Genomic DNA, 21,112 nt, shown 5'->3' with positions numbered 1-21,112 from the left:
ATTGAGGTTTTTTTATTATTCTAATTGGTAAAAATTTACTTCAATTTCTTGATACCCATATTGTATAAAGTGAACGCTTGTAAATCAACGTGCTCTTGAATTTGTTGAGCGATTGATTTTCCAGCTCCGTGTCCAGCATTTGTTTCAATGCGAATTAACATTGGATTAGTTCCTTTGTTGTGGGCTTGTAATTCAGCTGCGAATTTGAAACTGTGTGCAGGTACCACACGGTCGTCGTGATCACCTGTAGTAACCATTGTTGCAGGATAAGATTCTTCTTTTACGTTGTGTAGAGGAGAATATCCTTTTAAGTATTCAAACATTTCTTTGCTATCCTCAGCAGTTCCATAGTCGTACGCCCATCCAGCACCTGCGGTAAAGGTATGGTAACGCAACATATCTAATACACCTACTGCAGGTAAAGCTACTTTCATTAAATCAGGACGTTGTGTCATTGTTGCTCCAACTAATAATCCTCCGTTTGATCCTCCTTTAATAGCTAAGAAATCAGATGATGTATACTTATTGTCAATTAGGTATTGTGCTGCAGCGATGAAATCGTCAAATACATTTTGTTTTTGCATTTTTGTTCCAGCTACGTGCCAAGCTTTTCCATACTCACCACCACCTCTTAAATTTGGTACTGCATATACTCCTCCATTTTCTAACCAAATGGCATTAGCAATACTAAATGACGGTGTAAGACTAACATTGAATCCACCATAAGCATATAACATCGTAGGGTTTTTTCCGTTTAGTTCGGTTCCTTTTTTATAGGTAATGATCATCGGAACTTTTGTACCGTCTTTCGAAGTGTAGAACACTTGTTTCGATTCATATTGCGACGAGTCAAACTTCACTTTAGGTTGTTCGTATACGCTTGAAGTACCCTTTTGTACATCTAATGCATAGATTGTTCCTGGCGTAATGTAGTTTGTAAAAGAGTAATACAAGGTAGTATCTTCTTTTTTCCCTCCAAATCCACTTGCTGTTCCGATTCCAGGTAATTCGATTGTTCTAATTTCTTTACCCGTATAGTCGTATTGTTTTACCATTGAAACAGCATCTTTCAGATAGCTTGCAAAAATATAGCCTCCTCCTTTTGTTGGCGACAATACATTTTCAGTTTCAGGGATAAGATCTGTCCAGTTTGCTTGTTGTGGTTTTGCTGCATCTACTGTTACGATACGTGAATTTGGCGCATTGAAATCTGTTTCTATATACAATTTACCATCTTTACTGTCTAATACGCTACTGCTGCTATCGAAGTTGTTGACTAAAGTAACAATTGGACTAGCTGCCTTTGTTAAATCTTTAATGTACAATTCGTTTCCATAAGTTGAATTTGCTGCAGAAATCACCAAAAACTGGTTGTCTCCTGTTACATATCCACCTACATATCTTCTTTTTTGATCTTTACCAAAGATAAGGGTATCGTCTTTTTGAGCAGTCCCTAATTTGTGATAGAACAATTTGTGCTGATCTGTTTTTGCAGATAACTCACTTCCTGCTGGTTTATCGTAGCTTGAATAGTAGAAACCTTCGTTTTTAAACCAAGATACACCACTGAACTTCACGTCAACTAGGGTATCGCCAATGACTTCTTTTGTTTCCGTATCGAGTACGATCACTTTTCTCCAATCACTTCCACCTTCTGAAATAGCATAAGCAGCTTTGCTTCCATCTTCAGAGAAATCAATACTACCTAAAGAAGTTGTTCCATCCGTAGAGAATTTGTTTGGATCTAAGAATACCTCTTCTTTTCCTGCTTCATCTTTGCGATATAAAATCGACTGATTTTGCAGACCGTCATTTTTGAAAAAATACGTGTATTTTCCTTCTTTAAATGGAGCGCCTATTTTTTCGTAGTTCCATGCTTCTTCCATTTGTTTTTTCAATTGATCTCTAAATGGAATTTGAGCTAAGTATCCGTAGGTTACTTCATTCTGTGCTTTTACCCAAGCTGCAGTTTCTTCAGAACGGTCGTCTTCTAGCCAACGGTAAGGGTCTGCTACTTCAACCTCGAAGTACGTATCAACTACATCTCCTTTTTTTGTTTCAGGATATTGGATATCCGCTACCTGTTCTTTTGCCCCTTCATTTTTACAGGAAATAATCAAAGTTGCTACAAGAAGTGTCATTAACGATTTTCTCATAATAAATAATTCTATTTTTAAATTTCTGTGCAAGTAAATATATTAATAATTAATGCAAAAGCAAGGCGTAAAGCCTTGCTTTTATACAATTATAAACCAATTAATCATTAATGTGCGTGGTCATGGTCATGATCGTGATCGTGATCGTGATCGTGTCCTCCATCTCCTTCACCAGCAGCTACAATCTCAATATTTCTAAATTCCATCGTTTGATTTCCTGAATTGTCCAATACTTTTACCACAAAATGATATTTTCCTGGTTTTGCATTGGCATCAATAACAATCTCATGGTGGTGGATGTTATCGTTTTTCACCCCACCAAGACTCCATGTTTTATTAAATTCAAACGGTTTCCCCTCTGCAGCTGTAGTCTTTACAGCATGGGTATGATTGTCTCCTCCTGTGTGGTTGTGCCCATTAAAATTATTGTGAATATCCACATTATACGAAGCTAATCCGTCGTTATCGGATACGACCATATCAAAGTGAATATCTTTTCCCGCCTCTAATTTTGCTCCTTCTTTTGGTGCGATTAAATCAACTACGGGTTTCTCTGTATCTGTGTTGTTGTCACTTGAACATGAAGTGAAACCAAATGCACTTACTAGTGCTGTTACTGCTAAATATTGTAATCTTCTCATTGTTTTAATTTTTAATTATTGTGTGTGTTTGTTGTTTTGTTGTTTTGTTGTTTTGTTGTTTCCTCCTATATACATCACACAAACGGCGGACCGCGATTAAAATAAAAAAAATGACTTGGCTGTTTAATGCGTACGCTTATTACATCAATAACAACGGCATTTATAACAAGGGGGACTATAGCAATAGCAAAAATTGGTACTTCAACAGCTGGATGAATCTTGAATAAGTATTGATCACAATAGTGAACTTTACTTCCGTCGATCCATTCTAAAGCGTGATTTCGCAGTCCATATTCATGTTCAATGACAACATAGTGTAGTAAATTGCTCGTTAGTGGGATAAAAAACACAACCACTAAGAAAAGGTACTTACTAACACTGCTGTTAGTTTGTTTCATTAAAACGGTATTTGGATCATTAATTGAATCGATCGTCCTAGTTCTGGGATTCCCAGCGGTCGATAAAAGCTCATGTGATTCAATATTTTTGCATCAAAAATATTGGTTGCTGTTAGACTTGTTTTCGCTTGTACTTTCCCTAAGTGAATCGTGGAAGAAATTCCAAATCCGTAGCTCTGTGAGCTAGGCGTAATATCTTCTCCTTGTGCAATTCGCTCTTGCTCAGCATACCATTTTCCGTTGACAAAAACTTCTGAATCGCGGAATACATTCCAATCGTTAAAGGTATAGCTCACCTGTCCAAAGAAGTTAGCTGGCGTTGAAAAGGGCAACGGATAATTTCCTTTTTTGCCGTTGTCCAACTGCTTGTTATAGATAAATTCAAAAATTCCTTCAACAGTCAAGCGATCCCAAAAGCGTTGTTGAGCTTTCCATTCAAATCCCGTAATCAGGGCTTTGGATTGTGTGTATTCGTAAATTTGCCCACTATCTGGTAAAATTGAGAACGTACCAGTAGGTTTTAAAAAGATATAATTGCTAAAAAAATAGGCGTAAGGGCTTAGTGTTGTACTAAATGTTTCTGTTTGTAGGGTAGCTCTCAAGTCAACGGCAATTCCTTTTTCCGGATCTAGGTTTGGATTTCCTTTTTCATGGCGAAATGCCCCGTGGTGTACACCATTGGATGCCAATTCAATGGCGGTAGGAAAACGAAAATTAGTTCCAACAGTTGCCGCGAGATTAAAATGCGGTGTCCAATCAAATTTAGCACCAATCATCGCATTAAAGCTCGTGAAGTCGCGATCTTGTTTTTCACTGCGCTGTGCGTAATTGGCTGCTGTTTCGATCGACTGTCCGCGGTCAATCAAATAATCATATAGAATTTCATCGTAAAAAGGCTTCACGTGAACACTTGCGTAGTCTGCGCGTATACCTGCTTCCCAAGTAAGGCGTTCATTGACAAAATACTCGTACATCCCAAAAGCACCTACGCCTATTTTATTAAATTTAGGCAACAAAAAGCCGTATCCTCCGATGGTATTATTCTGGTAATTCTGTTGAATTCCCATTGTTAATTTGTGTTCGTTATGAAACAGATGTTCGTATTTTACTGCGGCATCAAATGTATTCAACACAAATTCCAACTCTAGGTTTGGATTTTTTGTCGGTGGTGTTTGGTTTGAAAAATGGCTGTGAAACAAGCTGCTTTCCTGTCTTTTATTGTTTTGAAAAGCGACTAACACGCTTAATTTTTGACTTGCTGAGAGGTTCCATGTTGCGGTATTAGTCAGCTTAAAATGGTTGACTGATTGGTTGGGCAACTCAATATTGCGGTGATTACCGTCGTCTTGTACAGCAGCTATATTGGGAATGCCGTGAGCACCTGGAAAGAATCCACTTTTATCGTATACATTGCTAATGCTCAATATATTTTTAAAGTTCTCTTCTACATAGCCTACTTGCCCGTATAAGGCTACACTTTTTCCGGCTGTATTTTTCATACGTCCCCCTTCGATGGGAATAATCGTATTGAGGTAGTCAATTTGTTTGATCGGCACGCGATAATCAGCATAGTCTTGTGCGGTTGCTTTGAATTTATAAAAGAAGCGATCTCCTCTTTGTTTAATTTGAACAGAAGCTCCTACAGCATCGTTGACAGACTTGCCATATACAATAGCTTTTCCGTCAAAAGAATGCACTTGTGGTACTTTTTCGTTATTGATTTTAATAACCCCACCAATGGCATCACTTCCGTATTCGATTGCACCAACTCCTTTGATCACTTCTACTTCTTCAGTACTAAGGGCGTCAATTTCCAATCCGTGATCCGCTCCCCATTGTTGTCCTTCCTGTTTGGCGCCATTTTCTGCCACGGCCACACGGTTAAACCCAAGTCCACGGATCACTGGTTTAGACGATCCTGAACCAATATCCATCGCGTTTACTCCTGCAACGGATTCTAGGGTTTTAGCTAGTGAACCCGCAAATTTTTCCACGAGTTGTTGATTGGACACTCTATCCACATGTTGCACTGTATGTTTTGCTTCACTAGATACTACTACTTGTTCTAGTAAGGTTGTGCTTTCTTTTAAATGCAGGTCTACTTCTTGATTTTCAACTAGGTTAATCGTGGTGCGCAATGTTTCATATCCCAAGTAAGAAACTGTCAATTGATATGTTCCTTTTTCTAGGGGTTTCGCAATAAATCGCCCTTTGACGTCCGTCATAAAAGCTTGATCTCCTAAGGTAATTGTTGCGCCAATTAAGGCTTCTCCATGGTAATCTGATACTCTTCCTTTGACAGTATAGGACTGTGCAAACATACCTAAAGAGCACAACAGCATGATCCATGTACATAGATTTCTCATTGTATTGTGAGGTTTTAATTAATGAAATAGCAGTTCTATTCAGCAATGTGAATGAACCAAAATTGAATAATTAAACCAATACGGGAGGTGCGCGAAGGGAATAGTAAACGTGGGCAAGGGGAACAAAACGCAAAACAACTTCCGCTTGAACTTCTTGACTCGTTTGGTAAGTGATAGATTGCCACTCCATTTGAATAGGGGCTAATCCTGATGTAGGAATACTGTCACAAACGAAACAATGATCTGTGTGACTGTGATCTTCAGTGAATTGAAGACCTCCATGATCAACACGGCTTTCTGAGTAATGCGCGTGTGTGCGGTGCTCGTTTTCATAGGCAACCGCTGTAGAAATATGTTGATAGCTATGAACCAATTGGAATACGGTGGTAAACATAAAAGCTACCACTAACAATATCCTTGCTATCATTTTTTTTCTACTCATATTGGGACAAATATAGTACAGAATATTTAGTTTGACATTTTTTTGTGTGTTTTTTATTACTAATTCTGTAGCAATACTTGCACAAAAACAGGTCGCAACGATTGCTAATTGCGTTTTCTGTACCTAATTTTAATCAAACATACGCTTTTCTATTGTAGTTCTCTCCGTGCCTTACTATTTACTAACGATTTATTAAATTAATGCTAACACTGATAAAACAAGGCTCAATGCAATTCACCTTTCCGTATTATCAAAAAATTCACTTCGCACAATCAAAAAAAATAATAGATCTCCGAATAAAGAGAAAAAGTCGTACATTATTATCAACTAAACACAGGATATTCAACCATAAGAAAAAAAACTATTTTACAAAAAGGGAAGATATACTCTATTCAAATAGTGTGTTTTTAACAATTAATACATTTTTACAAAACAAAATTATCTTAACATTAAAACAATAAGACATAAAGCTTCTTTATCTTTGTGTTTCGTCTAAATTTCAAACTAATGAAGAGTAAGTTACTAGGTAGTATTTTAATCATAGCAGGATCGTCCATTGGAGGCGGAATGCTTGCCATGCCGATAACATCTGCGGGTGTTGGTTTTATTGGAACCACTTTACTTTTAGGCGTTATTTGGTTTGCCATGTGCTATACAGCCTTACTGATGGTTGATTTATACGATTACAACGATGCTTCTGCTGGGTTTAATACCTTGACCAAGAAATACGCGGGCTCGTTTATCAATAAACTAGCTGGTTTTAGTTTGATGTTTTTGATTTACGGTCTAACAGCTGCTTATATTTCTGGAGGAGGAACCATCATCAAAACAAATATCGACCTACTTTTTGATACCAATTTTAATACCTATACCGCCATTTTACTTTTTGCACTTGTGTTTGGAGGTATTGTCATCATAGGTACACAATGGGTGGATTGGTTGACGCGTGGTATTTTTATCGCTAAACTCATTTTTCTGGTTCTACTTGTTGTATTGTTGTTTCCCTTTGTCAAACAAGCCAATTTACTGCACAGTCCACTATCTGTTGGTTTGACCATTAGTGCGATTCCCGCCATCTTCACTTCTTTTGGTTTTCACGGTAGCATACCCAGTATTGTGCAATACCTTGACGGCGACAAAAAACGACTCAAACGCGCTTTTATTCTTGGGAGTTTACTGCCTTTGGTCGTCTACCTCATTTGGCAGATAGTCGTTTTAGGCAGCTTAGATCAATTGCTTTTCATGCAAATCTTACAAGAAAACTCAGGATTGAGAGGGCTTATTATGAGTATACGAGAGATCTCACATTCGCCTCACGTGGAAACCTTGTTTAGCCTATTTGCTGCAACGGGATTAGGAACCTCTTTTTTAGGGGTCAGCATTGGTCTTTTTGACTACTATAAAGACGTATTCAAAGTAAAAAACAACCCTGCCTTCATTACGAGTGTAGCAGGAATATTAACCTTTATTCCCCCCTTGCTATTTGCTTTATTTTACCCTGAAGGGTTCATTCTTGCTCTAGGTTATGCTGCAATTGCTGGGGTTATACTAGCTTTGTTCATCCCACAGTACTTATACATTAAGGCCATGGCCTATCACAATAAAAGAATAAGTTTGGGCCAAGGCTCCCTAATGGCTTTTATTTTCTTGCTAGCCGCACTCATCATTGTGGCGCAGATCAGAATAGCTTTGGGTCATTACTAAAACACACCATAAAAACACACCATACCAATCATGAGATATTTAAGGGATCTGGTTTTACTGTTTGCCTTTTTGGGTCCGTTGTTTTCTTATGCACAGGAACAACCCAATCATGTAAACGACACACTGGAAAAGAAAAAATTTTTTGAGCGGATTATTCACTACTTTGAAGAAGCCAAGAAAGATAAATCACAAAGTGAATTTGACATTTCCTTTATTGGAGGACCAAGTTACTCTGTCGATACTAAATTAGGTTTGGGACTCGTTGCCTCGGGTTTGTATCGCCTAGATCGGGAGAACCTCGACTTATCGCCTTCTAACGTGTCTATCTATACCAATATTACCACTAGTGGTTTCTTTGCTATAGGTGTGGAAAACAATACCATCTTTCCTGATGATAAGTTCAGAATCAACGCAGACATGTCTTTTACCTATATGCCCAGTAAGTACTACGGCATAGGTTATGATGCTGGAGATGCGGGTATTTATTCTAAATACAACGAATATCGCTTATCCCTAAAAGCAGACTTTCTCGCAGAAGTAGTTCCTAATGGATACATGGGCGTTACTTTTGCTGCCAAAAATCTCCGAGGTAGTGAATTTGAAAAAGAAGAATTCCAACCCCAAGAAAACCTGACCACTACCTTAGTTGGAGGTGGACTTATTTTCTCCTATGACACGCGAGATTTTATTCCAAATCCCGAAAAAGGTATTTTCCTTCAATACCAACAAACGTTTTTTTCACGCACTTTGGGGAGTAATATCCACTTTAGTCAGATTGAAACAGCCGCGCGATACTACAAACGCGTTTCTCCTAAAACAATATTGGCCTTTGACTTCAATGGAATTTTCAACAATGGGGATGTGCCTTGGAATATGATGGCCCAAATTGGAGGTCCTCGTCAAATGAGAGGCTACCTCACAGGACAATACCGCGATCGAAAAGAGCTGAATACCCAAGTCGAATGGCGTCAAAAAATATACAATCGACATGGTGTTGTTCTTTGGGGAGGTATGGGAACAGTCTTTGATAAGTTCAAGGCGTTTACTTGGTCTGAAACTTTACCTACTTACGGAATTGGGTACCGATGGGAATTTAAAAATCGTGTAAATATTCGTTTTGACTACGGAATTGCAAGAGGTCAAAGTGGTTTTTACTTTAATATTAACGAAGCGTTCTAAGTACAACTATATGCCTGAAAAAAAGCAAAAAACCAGTCTCCTAAGAAGACTTAGCCATAATCCTATTGCCTTGTTCTATATTTACTTGCTAGTAAACATGGTGCCTACGGTATATTTTACTTTATTCCAACCCCTTAACCTGTTGGGCAGAGCAACGGTATTCTTATTTCCATTGAGCTTGTACCTCCTTGTCTTTTCCCTTTTTAAAAACATAGGGCGAACGCAGATAATTCTATTTCCTGTTCTGTTTATTCACGCGTTTCAAATTGTGTTATTCTACCTTTTTGGCGAAGATGTAATTGCAGTGGACATGTATTTAAACGTTGCAACGACCAATACAACAGAGATTACAGAATTATTAGGCAGTTTACTTCCCTCCATTGGTTTTGTTTGTTTGCTGTACATTCCTACCGTGATATGGGCCAGCCTTCAATGGAAAAGAAAATTATACCTCCCTAAAACAAGTAGACATCGCGCCTTCAATATCGGGGTTCTCCTATTTGTTGCTTCGTTTTTGTTGTCTTTGGGATCACAAAATAAAAACAGAGAGGCTTTTGATTTCATGGTGGATGTCTATCCAGTAAATGCGTATTACAATTTGAATTTTGCCATAAAAAAGTGGGGAAAAGTCAAGGCATATCCGCATACCTCTGAAAACTTTACATTTGAAGCCAAGCGAACTGCCACCGATAGTATACGCGAAATTATAGTGTTGGTAATAGGAGAAACTGGGCGAGCACACAACTGGCAGCTCTACGGTTATGATCGACCGACGAATCCGCTTTTAGCCCAACAAGAACACTTGCTCCTCTATCAAGATGTATTGACACAATCCAACACCACACACAAAAGTGTATCGATGATTTTATCCGACGTAAATGCGGCTAATTACCAAGACATTTACTACAGAAAAGGGATTGCACAAGCCTTTAAAGAAGGTGGTTTTACAACGATTTGTCTTTCCAATCAATCGGAGAACAACTCGTTTATTGAATATTTCACTAAAGAAGCCGACATCTACAAAACCATACGCACAACGGATAGCAAAACACATTTAACGGTAAATCGACCTGATGAGGAACTCATACCCTTAATGACTGAATTGATTGAAAAAACCCCTGGTAATTTGTTTATCATCTTACACAGCTATGGTTCTCACTTCAATTACCAGGAGCGCTATCCTTCGGATTACCGTCAGTTTACACCGGATAATCTCACAGCGGTAAGTCGCAGACAAAAAGAGCAATTGGTCAATACCTATGACAACAGCATTCGCTATACGGACTATTTTCTTTCTTCCACTTTGGAGGCATTAAAGCAAATTGACGCTGCGAGTATGTTGTTGTATTCTTCAGATCACGGAGAAGATCTCTTTGATGATGATCGTGGATTATTTTTACACTCCTCTCCAACCCCCTCTTACTATCAATTGCATATTCCGTTTTTTATGTGGTTTTCGGATGCGTTTATCGACGCCCATCCTGAGCAGTATAAGCTCGCACAAGCAAGACAATCACAGCCCATCAGCACCCATGTGATTTTTCACACGCTTATCGATGCGGCAGCAATAGAAACCCCTTACCTCAAGTCAGAATTTTCATTGGTGAACCCAGAGTTTAAGGTCTTGCCTCGATTGTATTTAAACGATCATGACTTGGCGGTTCCTTATCAAAAAATGAATTTGAAAGAAGAGGATTTTGAAAAAATTAAACAGCTGAACTTAAAAAATTAACCGATATGAAGCTTTATTTACGACTATTTTATTTGGTGCTTGGCCTGCTTTTGTCCACCAATCTATGGGCACAAAAAGAGCGATTTGAGCTATTGCCTTTTGGCAACATGAACCAATGGCAAGTTCGAGAAATCAAGGAATCTCTCCTTATTGGGGGAAATATTCGATACTTGTATTCCATCAACGACACAAAAGACACATTAAAAGACAATACGCCATACAAAAACACGCGTTCCCCTTGGGCAACATCCTCAGTCTTAGCTGTAGTGAGTGGGATTACAAAGGGAAGTGTAACGGTGTTTCCTGAGAAAAGAGGCAGTGGTTTTGCTGCGCGTTTAGAAACAAAAGTTGAACGCGTAAAGGTTTTAGGCCTGATCAACATCAACGTTTTAGCAAGTGGAACGATCTTCTTAGGTGAGATGATTGAACCCATAACCGACACAAAAAATCCGCAGAGTAAATTGGTTACTGGAATTCCATTTACCAAAAAACCAAAAGCACTACAGTTTGACTATAAAGTAACTACAGGCGGAAAATCAAGTCGCATCAACGGTATGGGAAAAGGAACAGAACTCAATCAAAATGACAAAGCAGAGATTCGAGTTTTATTGCAAAATCGCTGGGAAGACAAAGACGGAAAAGTACACGCAAAACGAGTGGGAACAGCTTGGCTCAACTTAACCCAAACACAAAAAGAGTGGAAAAACAACTTCCAACTCCAGATTAACTATGGCGATATTCGAAATCAGCCTATTTACCAAAAAGAAATGGCACTTCGCACAGGAGAGTTTACCGATTATACCCGCAATAGTAAAGGGCAAATGACCGAAATTATAGAAGAAGGTTGGGGAAGTGCAACTGACCCCGTAACTCACCTGATTATTCAATTCTCATCAAGCAACGGTGGGGCTTATATCGGAAATGAAAACAGTAGATTGTGGATTGATAACGTCGGACTAGTATATGAGTAAGTAGTTGACGGTTTACAGAAAATGAAAACCGTCAATTACAACCCGTTAACTATAAACGTTCTCCAGCTTTTGGATCAGCGCCATATTCATTTGGTCCAACAGTACTATCCAAACAAGCGAAGTAAAGCAATACTAAACCTCCAATTCCTGTTAGTGACAATAAGATCCACCATCCGCTTTTTCCTGTATCGTGTAAACGACGAGCTAAAAGTCCAAGGGAAGGCACTAATACTGCTAAACTATATATGATTCCGACAAAACCTACCGGTCCTAAAATCTTATCTACAATTCCAAAAATGATTGAAATAATAAAACTAACTAAGGTGAAAGACCAATATTCTTTACGTCTTACACGTCCATTAAAATCCGTATAGTGATTTTTTAAGATGTTGATAAAGTTTTCTTTTAATGTAGTAAAATTCAATTCCATTTTTTTTTGTGTGTTTAAATTATAAGAGACGAATGTAGACTACTTTCATCAAACCTGCACAAAATTGGATTAAACTTCACTATAAATAGTGAGTTAATTATGGTAAAGTACAATAAAAAAGGACATCCAGCAGGATGTCCTTTTTAGGTACTAAAATGATCTAATATTATTATTTTCTAATACTGTCATGGCTGTGCGTTTCAATCCCATCATTCCATAAGGTTAAGATGTCTGTTGCGACAGCAGCGCCACTTCCAGCTGCAATAGCAAGTTGACTGCGGTGCCCCGCTAACGTACCTGCTACATAAATCCCTTCGGCTACAAGGTGATCTATATTTTTCAATTGAATTCTATTCTTTGCTGGGATTGACTTTTTATGGGGTTCTACGAACTCCATGAGGCCATCGATGGCAAAAGTAGCGCTTGAATTCACAGCGACCACAACCATTCGAGCCTCGTACACCGCTTTATTGGTTTCTATGCTAAACACACCTGCTTGCGCGCGGCTTACCTTGTTTACCTTCTCCCCTTCAATTTGGGTGACGTTTGAATAGATTCTCAGATTATCTTTTGCTTGGGCAAGTAAATCACTTCCTAAAGTTCCTGGTTCAATTCCAAAGGCATTATTGAATACCGCATCTTGCAGCATGCTCCCCTTTTGATGCATTACAATTCCGATCGACTTCCCTTCCATGAAAGCCTTCTTTGCTGCACTACCTAGAACTTGAGCACAAGAAACTCCAGAAACACCTCCGCCAATAATTAAAACATCATAAATCAACATATTGATCTATTTTGTTTTGTCGTCAATTAACTTTGAAGTTCTGTAAATTAACAGAATACAAACCGCACATAAAAGTGCTACAATCCCAATTATAGCAACTAAACTGTCCCCTTGAAATAAGTTATTAAAATCAAGCATTGTGATATTTAATACAATTAAGGCAGCAACAAATGCAATAATAATGTAACTGAATATTTTCATTATTTCTTAAAAGATTTTAATTCTATTGTCCGAAAGTACAAAATAAAAACCACTCCCTGACTGCTTTAACATTACCCATACATAATTTAACAAGGCGTAAAAGCCGTTCTAAAATCTCATATTGCGCATTTCTGTCAGAGAGATCGTGTAAATAGAACTTTAATTTAGGGGAGACTTATGACATCGGCAAGCGGTCGTTAAAGCAAGTTTCCTCTATATTTAGAAGTTTAAAAACGGTGGTATACCTTATAGCTAAGGTACTTTCGTTTGGGCAATTTAGTATCATTATAAAATAGAAGTTGCTCGAAGTGAAGGAGTCAACATCCGAGAAAGATTTGTAATTTTGTAGGCTCAAAAATAAATCAACATGTTTCAGATCGGTCAGGCCTTAGTTTCGGAGGATATTTTAGAAAAAGAATTTGTTTGCAACCTTACAGCTTGTAAAGGGCAATGTTGCATTGATGGAGATGCGGGTGCGCCCGTAGAGAAGGAAGAGACGGCCATTTTAGATGAGATATTTGAAACGGTAAAACCCTACTTACGTCCAGAGGGCATTGCTGCGATAGAGCAACAAGGCACTTATATTATAGGTGAAGATGGCGAATACGAAACGCCTTTGATTCACGGCGGAGAGTGTGCCTATGTAATTTACGACAACGGCATGGCCTTGTGTGGTATTGAAAAAGCGTATATAGAGAAGAAAATAGATTGGAAAAAACCAATTTCTTGTCATTTATATCCGATACGCATAAAAGAATACTCGTCTTTCTCGGCGGTAAACTACCACAAATGGCATATTTGCAGCGATGCATGTGCCTTGGGGAAAGAGTTAGAAGTACCGGTTTACAAATTTTTAAAAGATCCTTTGACGCGCAAATACGGTTCGGCTTGGTATGAGGAGTTAGAACTCGTAGCCAAAGAATACTATAAGAAATAAGCTTATTTCAAATAGAGGGTCTGTTGTCCATAGTCGAGAATTGCTTGACCTAAACCAAAAACATCAGACCCTATAATACCGTGTACATTTTTTGTTTTATACTCCGTCAAGGCTGTATTCACATGGCTTAAATCCAACAAGACGAAGTTAAAATGCTCTAATTTCCATCTTCCCATTTGGATATCGTTGTTGTAAGACACTTGGGTCATCATTCCATTGGCACCAGCCCCAGAGGCTCTTGTTTCTGAATCTGAAGTTGTTAACCCAAAATAAGCAGTATGTTGAAAGTCGATGCAACTGTTTGAAGCACCGGTATCGAGAATGAAGTCTCCCCAGATTCCATTTACTTTTACTCGTACAAAAAGGTGATTGGTTCGCGCTATCTTGAAGCGAATTTGTTTATAGCGTTCTTTTTTTAACCAATCTTTATAGTTTTCCATCAATTAAGTTTAGTTTTAATACTTTTTATAAGGTACTTTTGTAATTTGAAAGATACTACTTTGTAGAACATTACCAAAGCATGATTTTTACCGACACTCATACTCATCTTTACTCAGATGCTTTTGCGGAAGATCGCAAAGAAACAATAAATCGCGCAATAACGAATGGAGTTACGCGTTTTTTTATACCTGCAATTGATTCAAGCTATGCTCCGGCAATGTTTGAGTTGGAGGCGGCGTTTCCTGGGCATATTTTTTTAATGATGGGGTTGCATCCCACGGATGTCAAGCCAGAGACCTATAAACAAGAGCTTGCCTTTGTGGAACGAGAATTAGCTCGACGCAAATACTATGCAGTTGGGGAAATTGGCATTGATTTATATTGGGATAAGACCACCCTGTCCATTCAGCAGGAGGCTTTTCAGCAGCAGATACAACTTGCAAAAAAGTATCAATTGCCGATCAATATTCACTGTAGAGATGCCTTTGATGAAGTATTTGAGGTATTAGCGTTAGAAAAAGGAAAAGATCTCCGGGGTATTTTTCACTGCTTCACTGGAACAGCGGAGCAAGCCCAACAAGCGATTAGTTATAATCTCAAATTGGGAATCGGAGGAGTAGCAACCTTTAAAAATGGAAAGATTGATCAGTTTTTACATAAAATACCGTTAGAGCATATCGTATTAGAAACTGATTCTCCGTATCTTGCACCAGTCCCTTTTCGGGGCAAAAGGAATGAAAGTGCTTATATTTTGAACATTGCTGAAAAGCTAGCCGAATTGTATGCACTTCCTTTACAAACAATTGCTGACCAAACTACAGCCAATTCAAAAGCTGTTTTTGGCATTTAATTGTAAGAAAAAGAAACATAACATTTCAGTTTACATAAATATTTAAAACACTAATGTCTAAGTTTGATTCAATACGCCATTATCACGATCATGAGGTCAATGAGGTTTTACAAAAGATCTCCAAACACCCTATGATAAAAGCGTTAATGGGGTTTACTTTCCCTAAAAAAACTGAACAGGAATGGATGGAGGATTTGAGTAAAGTAACCTCAATTCAGCAATTTCAAGAGGAATTTGCCTACCACTCTATTCGTCGAATCTTAGAGAAAAGCTCTAACGGACTTTCGACCTCTGGTTTTGAGAAATTACAAAAAGATACCGCTTATTTATATATATCCAATCACCGTGACATCATTATGGATACTTCACTATTGAATGTAACTTTAAAAGATCACGGGTTGACGATGACGGCTTCTGCTATTGGGGATAACTTGGTACAGAAATCGTTTTTATTGGCATTAGCCAAAGTAAATCGCAACTTTTTGGTGCGTAGAAAATTAACTCCGCGAGAGTTGTTAGAGAGTTCTCGTTTGATGTCAGAATACATTCACAGCTTAATCGTATCGGAAAATCGTTCGGTATGGATTGCACAACGCGAAGGTCGTACGAAAGATGGAAATGACGCAACCAATACGGGAGTTTTAAAAATGATCGGCATGGATGCTGGAGAGGAGAACTTGATGGATTACTTCAAGCAACTGAAGATTGTTCCTGTTTCGATTTCCTATGAATACGATCCAACGGATGCATTAAAGATGCCTCAGCTGTTGGCTATTGCCAATAATGAGACCTACATCAAGGAGAAAAATGAAGATTTCGTCAATCTATACAGTGGGATTATTGGACAGAAGAAAGGCATCCACATCCACATTGGTGATATAATTGACACCGAGCTCGATCAGATCAAAGCCATTACAGAGAAGCCAAATAAACAGCTACAAGCGTTGGCTCAGGTTATTGATCACTCTATTATTACCAATTATCACTTGTGGCCGACGAATTATATCGCCTATGATATTTTAAACAATACCGACAAATTTGCTGCTCACTATAGTGAAAAGGAGAAACAATTGTTTGAGCGTCGTTTAGAATTGAGAGTAAACAAGCAGGAGCAAAAAGTTGTCGATAACTTTTTGGCGATGTATGCAAATCCAGTAGCGAATAAATTGAAATTACAAGATGAATAGCAAACCTTCAATCTTACTCATTTATACGGGAGGAACCATTGGGATGGTGAAAGATTTTAAAACGGGTGCCTTGCGCGCGTTTAATTTCAACCAATTGGTTGAGCGCATTCCAGAGCTACATTTATTGGATTGTGCCATCGAGACCTATTCGTTTGATGTGCCGATTGATTCTTCGGATATGCAACCCGATTTATGGGTGCAGATGGCTAGTATTGTAGAGGAGAACTACGATCGATTCGATGGTTTTGTCATTCTACACGGATCGGATACGATGTCGTATTCAGCCTCTGCGTTGAGTTTTATGTTGGAGAACCTGCATAAACCAGTGGTATTAACTGGATCTCAATTGCCGATTGGCGATTTGCGCACCGATGCAAAAGAAAATTTAATCACAGCCATTCAACTTGCTGCTTTACAAGAAGATAATATCCCAGTAATTCAAGAGGTATGTTTGTATTTTGAGTATAAATTATACCGTGGTAATCGAACGTCCAAGGTTAGTGCGGAGTTATTCAATGCCTTTACTTCACCTAACGTTCCACATTTAGCAGAATCAGGCGTAAATTTGCGCATTAACCATTCGTTATTGTTGCAAAAACCATTATCTTTGCCCCTTTCTGTTCACAAGGAGATGTCGCGTAATGTTATGATATTGCGTTTATTTCCGGGGATTCAACAACAAGTATTGGAAGCTATTTTAGCCATTCCAAATTTAGAAGGGATCATTTTGGAGACGTATGGTTCTGGGAATGCACCGACAGAGCCTTGGTTTTTAGAAACCTTGCGTTGTGCAACACAGAAGGGAATGAAGGTTGTCAATGTGACTCAGTGCTCCAGTGGCAGTGTGATGATGGGGAAATACGAAACCAGTACGGAATTAAAAGAGATTGGCGTTATTTCAGGAAAGGACATTACAACAGAAGCGGCGATTACCAAGTTGATGTTTTTATTAGCACAACCGAATATAGCAGATTTCAAAACAGCTTTTGAGACGCCTATTTGCGGCGAAATGGAAGCGTAAACTAATACAAAGAGAGGTGGCCGAGTGGTCGAAGGCGCACGCCTGGAAAGTGTGTATACGGCAACGTATCGAGGGTTCGAATCCCTTCCTCTCTGCAAAAAACCCTTTAAACACTAGTGCTTAAAGGGTTTTGTTTTTATGGGTGCTAAATTAGGTGCTAAATAACATAGTGTAACTACCTATTTTAAAGAGTGAAGGATATACATTTTCTATTACTTTACGATACCTATATCCTTATTCTAAAATACAAGAAAAGAACTGTTGAGTTATTTTTTATTATCACTCAAAACTTTCATTATTTCTCTCCTACTCACTACTTTCTTTTTGTTTACTTGTTGCATGAGTAGTAAAAGTCCTTGATCTTCTTTGTCTTCTTCAGTTAAGATTTTTTCTTTATTCATATAGTGGATATTTTATACAATTGTTTTGAGAAAGTTTCATCTAACCAATATATTCTAAATAAAAACAAGAACGTATTTATTTTAGTACAACTTTTCTATTTGAATAATCATACTTATAATTTACAACATTTCCATTCTCAATAAGTCGAATTACTTCATTAATAACATTTAACGGAACAACAAACCACTCTCTAGGAATATAACGATTACCTGATTTGTCATATAAATCAATATCCAAACAAGCTTTTGCAAAAAATCGATGGAGTAAATTTTCAAAAGATTGCACATTTAAACTATAACAGTTGTAAGATGCTACAACTTCTACATCAGCAAATAAATAGGTTGCTTCTTTAGATGCGTTTTTAATACGCTCCTGAACAGGATTTTTTGAAAAACCAATTTTATATAAGTTTTCTAAATTCTGGATTTCTGGATTTTCTGATTTTGATTTTAACACATAAATCCAACCACTTTGAATATCTTCTTCTTTTACAAAATTAAAATTTCCCTGAAGTTGATTATATATTCCTTCATCAGTATTGGTAACTATTTTACCATTTTTTTGAATTGCCTTACCTAAAGAACGAAACAACATATTCGAGATAGTTCCATTTTCAAAAATAGTTACTGTTCTTCCTTCCAAACGAATTCGATCTCCAGATTTGTTTTCTTTTACTACTTTTTCGGCTTTAGAAACTTCTAAATAGCATAAAATCCCGTCTACTAAATAAAAATTACCTTCTATTAAATTATCTTCCGCATTAGTAAAACTTAATAACTTGCGTTTTCCTTCCTTAAGCTCTTTATGGACTTGCTTAAACATTTGGTCGTATTTTTGAAAATCTCTTTCTGAAATAGATTTTCTTTGAGCAATATATTCTGCACTTCCTCTACTACCTTCTTTGGGAGTGTATTTAAATTCAAAAATAGAATTATCTCCTTCATTATCTAATAAACCTAAATCGTCATCACCTAAAACATCATCTAAAGTTTCTATTTTAAGTTCTACTTCACCTAAAAGATTGAAACGATCAAACGCTTTCAAGACACTTTTATTTCTTTCATTAGCTCGAAAACTTTTCAATCTAGCTGATAATGTATATTCAGACATAGAAGATGTTGAAGGTTCTCTTTTATTTTTTTCAAAAAAATGATTAATTTCTTCAAAGGAATCAATCAAACGATCCTCGTCTGTACGAACAATAGATTGTTTATGCTGTGATTCTAATAAACCAAAATCATCGTCATTAAATATATCGTCTAAACTTTTAGCCATTTTGATTTTTTCTACGTTTTGCGTCTTGCAAAAATAATAAAGCTTGTGCTAATCTTTGTTCCTTTGGATCATGGGAATTAATATCAGGAGCTTTCCCTGTGTTTATTTTCCAACGTTTAATAGCTTCCCAAGAAGCAATTGCTTCTTCCTCGGTCATTTCTATTTTCGTAACATTAATAGTGTCTTGAATAGCTTTTAAGACAGAAGTAGTCACATTTTTAGATAAAATTTCAAATGCTTTTTGAAATGGATTAACCGTATCAATCAAATCAATATGAATATCATCAATGTTCACAAAACTTCCTGCCATACGAATGAATTTCTTTGAACCATGCTCTTCTACTTCACCATTTTTAATAACAGAATCCACCACTACATATTGACGAATCGCTTCGACATCTTCTGCTCCTAAATCAGGATAAATCTCACGAATAATCTTTGGAATTAAAACTGTATTAATTACTTCTGGTTCTAAATTCCCAGGCATTGCCTTTAACATCGTATCATCTTGTAAAATACGTGCTTTTAAATCGTTTAGATCACTTTCAATAATATCCTTAGCTCTTTGTGAAGTAGGCTTTTTAAATCCTCTTATTTTGATTGTATTTTCATTATCTAGTCCATCTTCATTTTCATCAGGATCATCCATCGGTTTAAATTTAAAATTTGGAGCTAAAACTTGTTCCATTAATAAAGAAGCTGTTATAGCTTTTAGCATATTATTTACAGATAGCCTTACATCATCATCTACAGCATCTGGTTGTGCAATAAGATTGGTAAATTGTGCATGTATTTTATTACTGCTATCTCTTGTAGCTCTACCAATAATCTGAATAATCTCAGTTAATGAACCTCTATATCCTATGGTTAAAGCATGTTGACAAAAAGGCCAGTCAAAACCCTCTTTTGCCATTCCCAATGCAATAATCATATCGATATCTTCAGGTGTTTTTACACCTCTTAAATAGGCCGTTATTTTATCTCTTTCTTTCTGAACATCATTTACTAAATCAGCTATTTTTAAAATTCTTCCAGAGCGTTTACTTTTTACGTATAAAACACCTGTTTCTGTATCTTGATATTCTAAATCACCAATACAATCAATAATATGCCCTACCTCCTCTAACTTTTCTTTCGAGGATTCTGCCGAGTTAACACTAGGAATATGAATAATCGTTTTAAGATTTTCATCTAAAATTTCTTCTAATGCCGATACTCCCTTATCTTCATCTAATTTATAATATCTTCCACGATAAAAATGATAGCCAATTCCTAAAGATTTTAGATATTCATATCCATTAAGCTGATCGTAATAATTATACGTAACCTTAATAAACTTCTCTTCATCTTCAGGTAACAACACAGGTACACTATCGCCACGAAAATAAGAACCTGTCATAGCTACAATATGGGCTGTAGATTTTTCTATAATTCTACGAATTACATTCCCTAAAATATTATCTCCATCAGCAGAAACGTGGTGAAACTCATCAATTGCTACCAAACAATTATTAAAATCTGTCTCTTGTAAACCTTCAAATGCAAAGCGCAACGTAGCGTGAGTACAAATCAATATCTTTTCATCTGATTGAAGAAATTCTTTAAACGCTTTTACTTTGGATGTATCACTTCCTGGTGAACAAAGATTGAATTTATTATTTAATTCCCAATCTGTATAAAAACCATATTTTTTTAATTCGGTTGGAGCAAATGAATTTCCAATAGAACGCTCAGGTACAGCTACAATTACTTTTTTTATCCCTTGATTAATCAGTTTATCTAATGCAATAAACATTAAAGCCCTTGATTTTCCTGAAGCAGGCGGAGCTTTTAATAATAAATATTGTGCAGTACGAGCTTCATAGGCTTTTGCCTGCATTTCACGCATTCCTAATTCATTGGTTGATTTACTTTGACCTGTTTGAGCATAGGTAACATTAACCAAATTAATAGGTTTAATATAGTCTATATTATTTTGTTTTTTCACTTCTTTTA

Annotated in this window: 20 protein-coding genes and 1 tRNA gene; 9 read left to right on the top strand and 12 right to left on the bottom strand. The window is 37.1% G+C overall.

Annotation, left to right across the window (positions count from 1 at the left end):
• Window positions 1–35: 35 nt before the first annotated feature.
• The 5 genes from H4K35_RS00165 to H4K35_RS00145 form a co-directional block, all read right to left on the bottom strand.
• Window positions 36–2,156: a prolyl oligopeptidase family protein gene (locus tag H4K35_RS00165; protein WP_182625376.1), complete on the bottom strand. Its 2,121-nt coding sequence runs from the start codon at window positions 2,154–2,156 to the stop codon at window positions 36–38.
• Between the two features lie 107 nt (window positions 2,157–2,263).
• Window positions 2,264–2,797 carry a DUF4625 domain-containing protein gene (locus tag H4K35_RS00160; RefSeq protein WP_182625375.1) on the bottom strand — a complete coding sequence of 178 codons (534 nt, stop codon included), beginning with the start codon at window positions 2,795–2,797 and terminating at the stop codon, window positions 2,264–2,266.
• Between the two features lie 74 nt (window positions 2,798–2,871).
• Window positions 2,872–3,195: a hypothetical protein gene (locus H4K35_RS00155; protein ID WP_182625374.1), complete on the bottom strand. Its 324-nt coding sequence runs from the start codon at window positions 3,193–3,195 to the stop codon at window positions 2,872–2,874.
• Window positions 3,195–5,561: a TonB-dependent receptor gene (locus H4K35_RS00150; protein ID WP_182625373.1), complete on the bottom strand. Its 2,367-nt coding sequence runs from the start codon at window positions 5,559–5,561 to the stop codon at window positions 3,195–3,197. The genes H4K35_RS00155 and H4K35_RS00150 overlap by 1 nt, the downstream gene beginning before the upstream one ends.
• Window positions 5,562–5,631: 70 nt before the next feature.
• Window positions 5,632–5,988, bottom strand: a complete 357-nt coding sequence (locus tag H4K35_RS00145) for a DUF2946 domain-containing protein (RefSeq protein WP_182625372.1) — start codon at window positions 5,986–5,988, stop codon at window positions 5,632–5,634.
• A 522-nt stretch (window positions 5,989–6,510) separates the two neighbouring features.
• On the opposite strand from H4K35_RS00145, the gene H4K35_RS00140 reads away from it, so the two are divergent.
• From H4K35_RS00140 to H4K35_RS00125, 4 genes are read left to right on the top strand one after another with little or no spacing between them, the layout of a single operon-like run.
• Window positions 6,511–7,707 (top strand): aromatic amino acid transport family protein, encoded by a 1,197-nt coding sequence (locus H4K35_RS00140; protein WP_182625371.1) that lies wholly within the window; start codon window positions 6,511–6,513, stop codon window positions 7,705–7,707.
• Window positions 7,708–7,737: 30 nt separating this feature from the next.
• On the top strand, window positions 7,738–8,886 hold the full coding sequence (locus H4K35_RS00135; protein WP_182625370.1) for a BamA/TamA family outer membrane protein: 1,149 nt from the start codon (window positions 7,738–7,740) through the stop codon (window positions 8,884–8,886).
• A 10-nt stretch (window positions 8,887–8,896) separates the two neighbouring features.
• Window positions 8,897–10,618, top strand: a complete 1,722-nt coding sequence (locus tag H4K35_RS00130) for a phosphoethanolamine transferase (RefSeq protein ID WP_182625369.1) — start codon at window positions 8,897–8,899, stop codon at window positions 10,616–10,618.
• A 5-nt stretch (window positions 10,619–10,623) separates the two neighbouring features.
• The gene (locus tag H4K35_RS00125) at window positions 10,624–11,589 is read left to right on the top strand and encodes a PCMD domain-containing protein (protein WP_182625368.1); all 966 of its coding nucleotides are present in this window, start codon (window positions 10,624–10,626) and stop codon (window positions 11,587–11,589) included.
• 49 nt (window positions 11,590–11,638) lie between these two features.
• Here H4K35_RS00125 and H4K35_RS00120 read toward each other — a convergent pair whose 3' ends face one another.
• The 3 genes from H4K35_RS00120 to H4K35_RS15690 form a co-directional block, all read right to left on the bottom strand.
• A complete protein-coding gene (locus H4K35_RS00120; protein WP_182625367.1) occupies window positions 11,639–12,019 on the bottom strand; it encodes a DUF805 domain-containing protein in 381 nt (126 codons plus the stop codon).
• A 169-nt stretch (window positions 12,020–12,188) separates the two neighbouring features.
• The gene (locus H4K35_RS00115; protein WP_182625366.1) at window positions 12,189–12,803 is read right to left on the bottom strand and encodes an FAD-dependent oxidoreductase; all 615 of its coding nucleotides are present in this window, start codon (window positions 12,801–12,803) and stop codon (window positions 12,189–12,191) included.
• Window positions 12,804–12,809: 6 nt separating this feature from the next.
• Window positions 12,810–13,004: a hypothetical protein gene (locus H4K35_RS15690; protein ID WP_255492318.1), complete on the bottom strand. Its 195-nt coding sequence runs from the start codon at window positions 13,002–13,004 to the stop codon at window positions 12,810–12,812.
• A 367-nt stretch (window positions 13,005–13,371) separates the two neighbouring features.
• On the opposite strand from H4K35_RS15690, the gene H4K35_RS00110 reads away from it, so the two are divergent.
• Window positions 13,372–13,941, top strand: coding sequence for a DUF3109 family protein (locus tag H4K35_RS00110; RefSeq protein ID WP_182625365.1), 570 nt, complete (start codon window positions 13,372–13,374; stop codon window positions 13,939–13,941).
• A 2-nt stretch (window positions 13,942–13,943) separates the two neighbouring features.
• Here the strand turns inward: H4K35_RS00110 and H4K35_RS00105 are convergent, their stop codons facing one another.
• Entirely contained in the window at window positions 13,944–14,381 is a 438-nt protein-coding gene (locus tag H4K35_RS00105) for a retropepsin-like aspartic protease (RefSeq protein WP_182625364.1), read from the bottom strand.
• Between the two features lie 80 nt (window positions 14,382–14,461).
• On the opposite strand from H4K35_RS00105, the gene H4K35_RS00100 reads away from it, so the two are divergent.
• The 4 genes from H4K35_RS00100 (at window position 14,462) to H4K35_RS00085 (ending at window position 17,535) form a co-directional block, all read left to right on the top strand.
• On the top strand, window positions 14,462–15,232 hold the full coding sequence (locus tag H4K35_RS00100; protein WP_182625363.1) for a TatD family hydrolase: 771 nt from the start codon (window positions 14,462–14,464) through the stop codon (window positions 15,230–15,232).
• A gap of 53 nt (window positions 15,233–15,285) precedes the next feature.
• A complete protein-coding gene (locus H4K35_RS00095; protein ID WP_182625362.1) occupies window positions 15,286–16,419 on the top strand; it encodes a 1-acyl-sn-glycerol-3-phosphate acyltransferase in 1,134 nt (377 codons plus the stop codon).
• Window positions 16,412–17,440, top strand: a complete 1,029-nt coding sequence (locus tag H4K35_RS00090; RefSeq protein ID WP_182625361.1) for an asparaginase — start codon at window positions 16,412–16,414, stop codon at window positions 17,438–17,440. The genes H4K35_RS00095 and H4K35_RS00090 overlap by 8 nt, the downstream gene beginning before the upstream one ends.
• Before the next feature lie 10 nt (window positions 17,441–17,450).
• A tRNA-Ser gene (locus H4K35_RS00085) sits at window positions 17,451–17,535 on the top strand.
• Window positions 17,536–17,706: 171 nt separating this feature from the next.
• On the opposite strand, the gene H4K35_RS15685 is transcribed toward H4K35_RS00085, so the two are convergent.
• The 3 genes from H4K35_RS15685 to H4K35_RS00075 form a co-directional block, all read right to left on the bottom strand.
• On the bottom strand, window positions 17,707–17,841 hold the full coding sequence (locus H4K35_RS15685; RefSeq protein ID WP_255492317.1) for a hypothetical protein: 135 nt from the start codon (window positions 17,839–17,841) through the stop codon (window positions 17,707–17,709).
• Window positions 17,842–17,917: 76 nt separating this feature from the next.
• Complete coding sequence (locus tag H4K35_RS00080) at window positions 17,918–19,117, bottom strand: GIY-YIG nuclease family protein (RefSeq protein WP_182625360.1); 1,200 nt, start codon at window positions 19,115–19,117, stop codon at window positions 17,918–17,920.
• Window positions 19,110–21,104 carry a DEAD/DEAH box helicase gene (locus H4K35_RS00075; RefSeq protein WP_368668685.1) on the bottom strand — a complete coding sequence of 665 codons (1,995 nt, stop codon included), beginning with the start codon at window positions 21,102–21,104 and terminating at the stop codon, window positions 19,110–19,112. Before H4K35_RS00075 ends, H4K35_RS00080 begins: the two co-directional genes overlap by 8 nt.
• Between the last annotated feature and the right edge of the window lie 8 nt (window positions 21,105–21,112).

The sequence above is a fragment of the Myroides sp. NP-2 genome, from assembly GCF_014145665.1.
Taxonomy (GTDB): Bacteria; Bacteroidota; Bacteroidia; order Flavobacteriales; family Flavobacteriaceae; genus Flavobacterium.
Note: the sequence above shows the minus strand (reverse complement) of the source record. Positions and strands in the feature narration are given on the sequence as shown.

What these genes read in the sequence shown, in the direction of transcription:
- H4K35_RS00165 (WP_182625376.1), bottom strand. Translation starts at nt 2,156, where the DNA reads ATGAGAAAATCGTTAATGACACTTCTTGTAGCAACTTTGATTATTTCC.
- H4K35_RS00160 (WP_182625375.1), bottom strand. Translation starts at nt 2,797, where the DNA reads ATGAGAAGATTACAATATTTAGCAGTAACAGCACTAGTAAGTGCATTT.
- H4K35_RS00155 (WP_182625374.1), bottom strand. Translation starts at nt 3,195, where the DNA reads ATGAAACAAACTAACAGCAGTGTTAGTAAGTACCTTTTCTTAGTGGTT.
- H4K35_RS00150 (WP_182625373.1), bottom strand. Translation starts at nt 5,561, where the DNA reads ATGAGAAATCTATGTACATGGATCATGCTGTTGTGCTCTTTAGGTATG.
- H4K35_RS00145 (WP_182625372.1), bottom strand. Translation starts at nt 5,988, where the DNA reads ATGATAGCAAGGATATTGTTAGTGGTAGCTTTTATGTTTACCACCGTA.
- H4K35_RS00140 (WP_182625371.1), top strand. Translation starts at nt 6,511, where the DNA reads ATGAAGAGTAAGTTACTAGGTAGTATTTTAATCATAGCAGGATCGTCC.
- H4K35_RS00135 (WP_182625370.1), top strand. Translation starts at nt 7,738, where the DNA reads ATGAGATATTTAAGGGATCTGGTTTTACTGTTTGCCTTTTTGGGTCCG.
- H4K35_RS00130 (WP_182625369.1), top strand. Translation starts at nt 8,897, where the DNA reads ATGCCTGAAAAAAAGCAAAAAACCAGTCTCCTAAGAAGACTTAGCCAT.
- H4K35_RS00125 (WP_182625368.1), top strand. Translation starts at nt 10,624, where the DNA reads ATGAAGCTTTATTTACGACTATTTTATTTGGTGCTTGGCCTGCTTTTG.
- H4K35_RS00120 (WP_182625367.1), bottom strand. Translation starts at nt 12,019, where the DNA reads ATGGAATTGAATTTTACTACATTAAAAGAAAACTTTATCAACATCTTA.
- H4K35_RS00115 (WP_182625366.1), bottom strand. Translation starts at nt 12,803, where the DNA reads ATGTTGATTTATGATGTTTTAATTATTGGCGGAGGTGTTTCTGGAGTT.
- H4K35_RS15690 (WP_255492318.1), bottom strand. Translation starts at nt 13,004, where the DNA reads ATGAAAATATTCAGTTACATTATTATTGCATTTGTTGCTGCCTTAATT.
- H4K35_RS00110 (WP_182625365.1), top strand. Translation starts at nt 13,372, where the DNA reads ATGTTTCAGATCGGTCAGGCCTTAGTTTCGGAGGATATTTTAGAAAAA.
- H4K35_RS00105 (WP_182625364.1), bottom strand. Translation starts at nt 14,381, where the DNA reads ATGGAAAACTATAAAGATTGGTTAAAAAAAGAACGCTATAAACAAATT.
- H4K35_RS00100 (WP_182625363.1), top strand. Translation starts at nt 14,462, where the DNA reads ATGATTTTTACCGACACTCATACTCATCTTTACTCAGATGCTTTTGCG.
- H4K35_RS00095 (WP_182625362.1), top strand. Translation starts at nt 15,286, where the DNA reads ATGTCTAAGTTTGATTCAATACGCCATTATCACGATCATGAGGTCAAT.
- H4K35_RS00090 (WP_182625361.1), top strand. Translation starts at nt 16,412, where the DNA reads ATGAATAGCAAACCTTCAATCTTACTCATTTATACGGGAGGAACCATT.
- H4K35_RS15685 (WP_255492317.1), bottom strand. Translation starts at nt 17,841, where the DNA reads ATGAATAAAGAAAAAATCTTAACTGAAGAAGACAAAGAAGATCAAGGA.
- H4K35_RS00080 (WP_182625360.1), bottom strand. Translation starts at nt 19,117, where the DNA reads ATGGCTAAAAGTTTAGACGATATATTTAATGACGATGATTTTGGTTTA.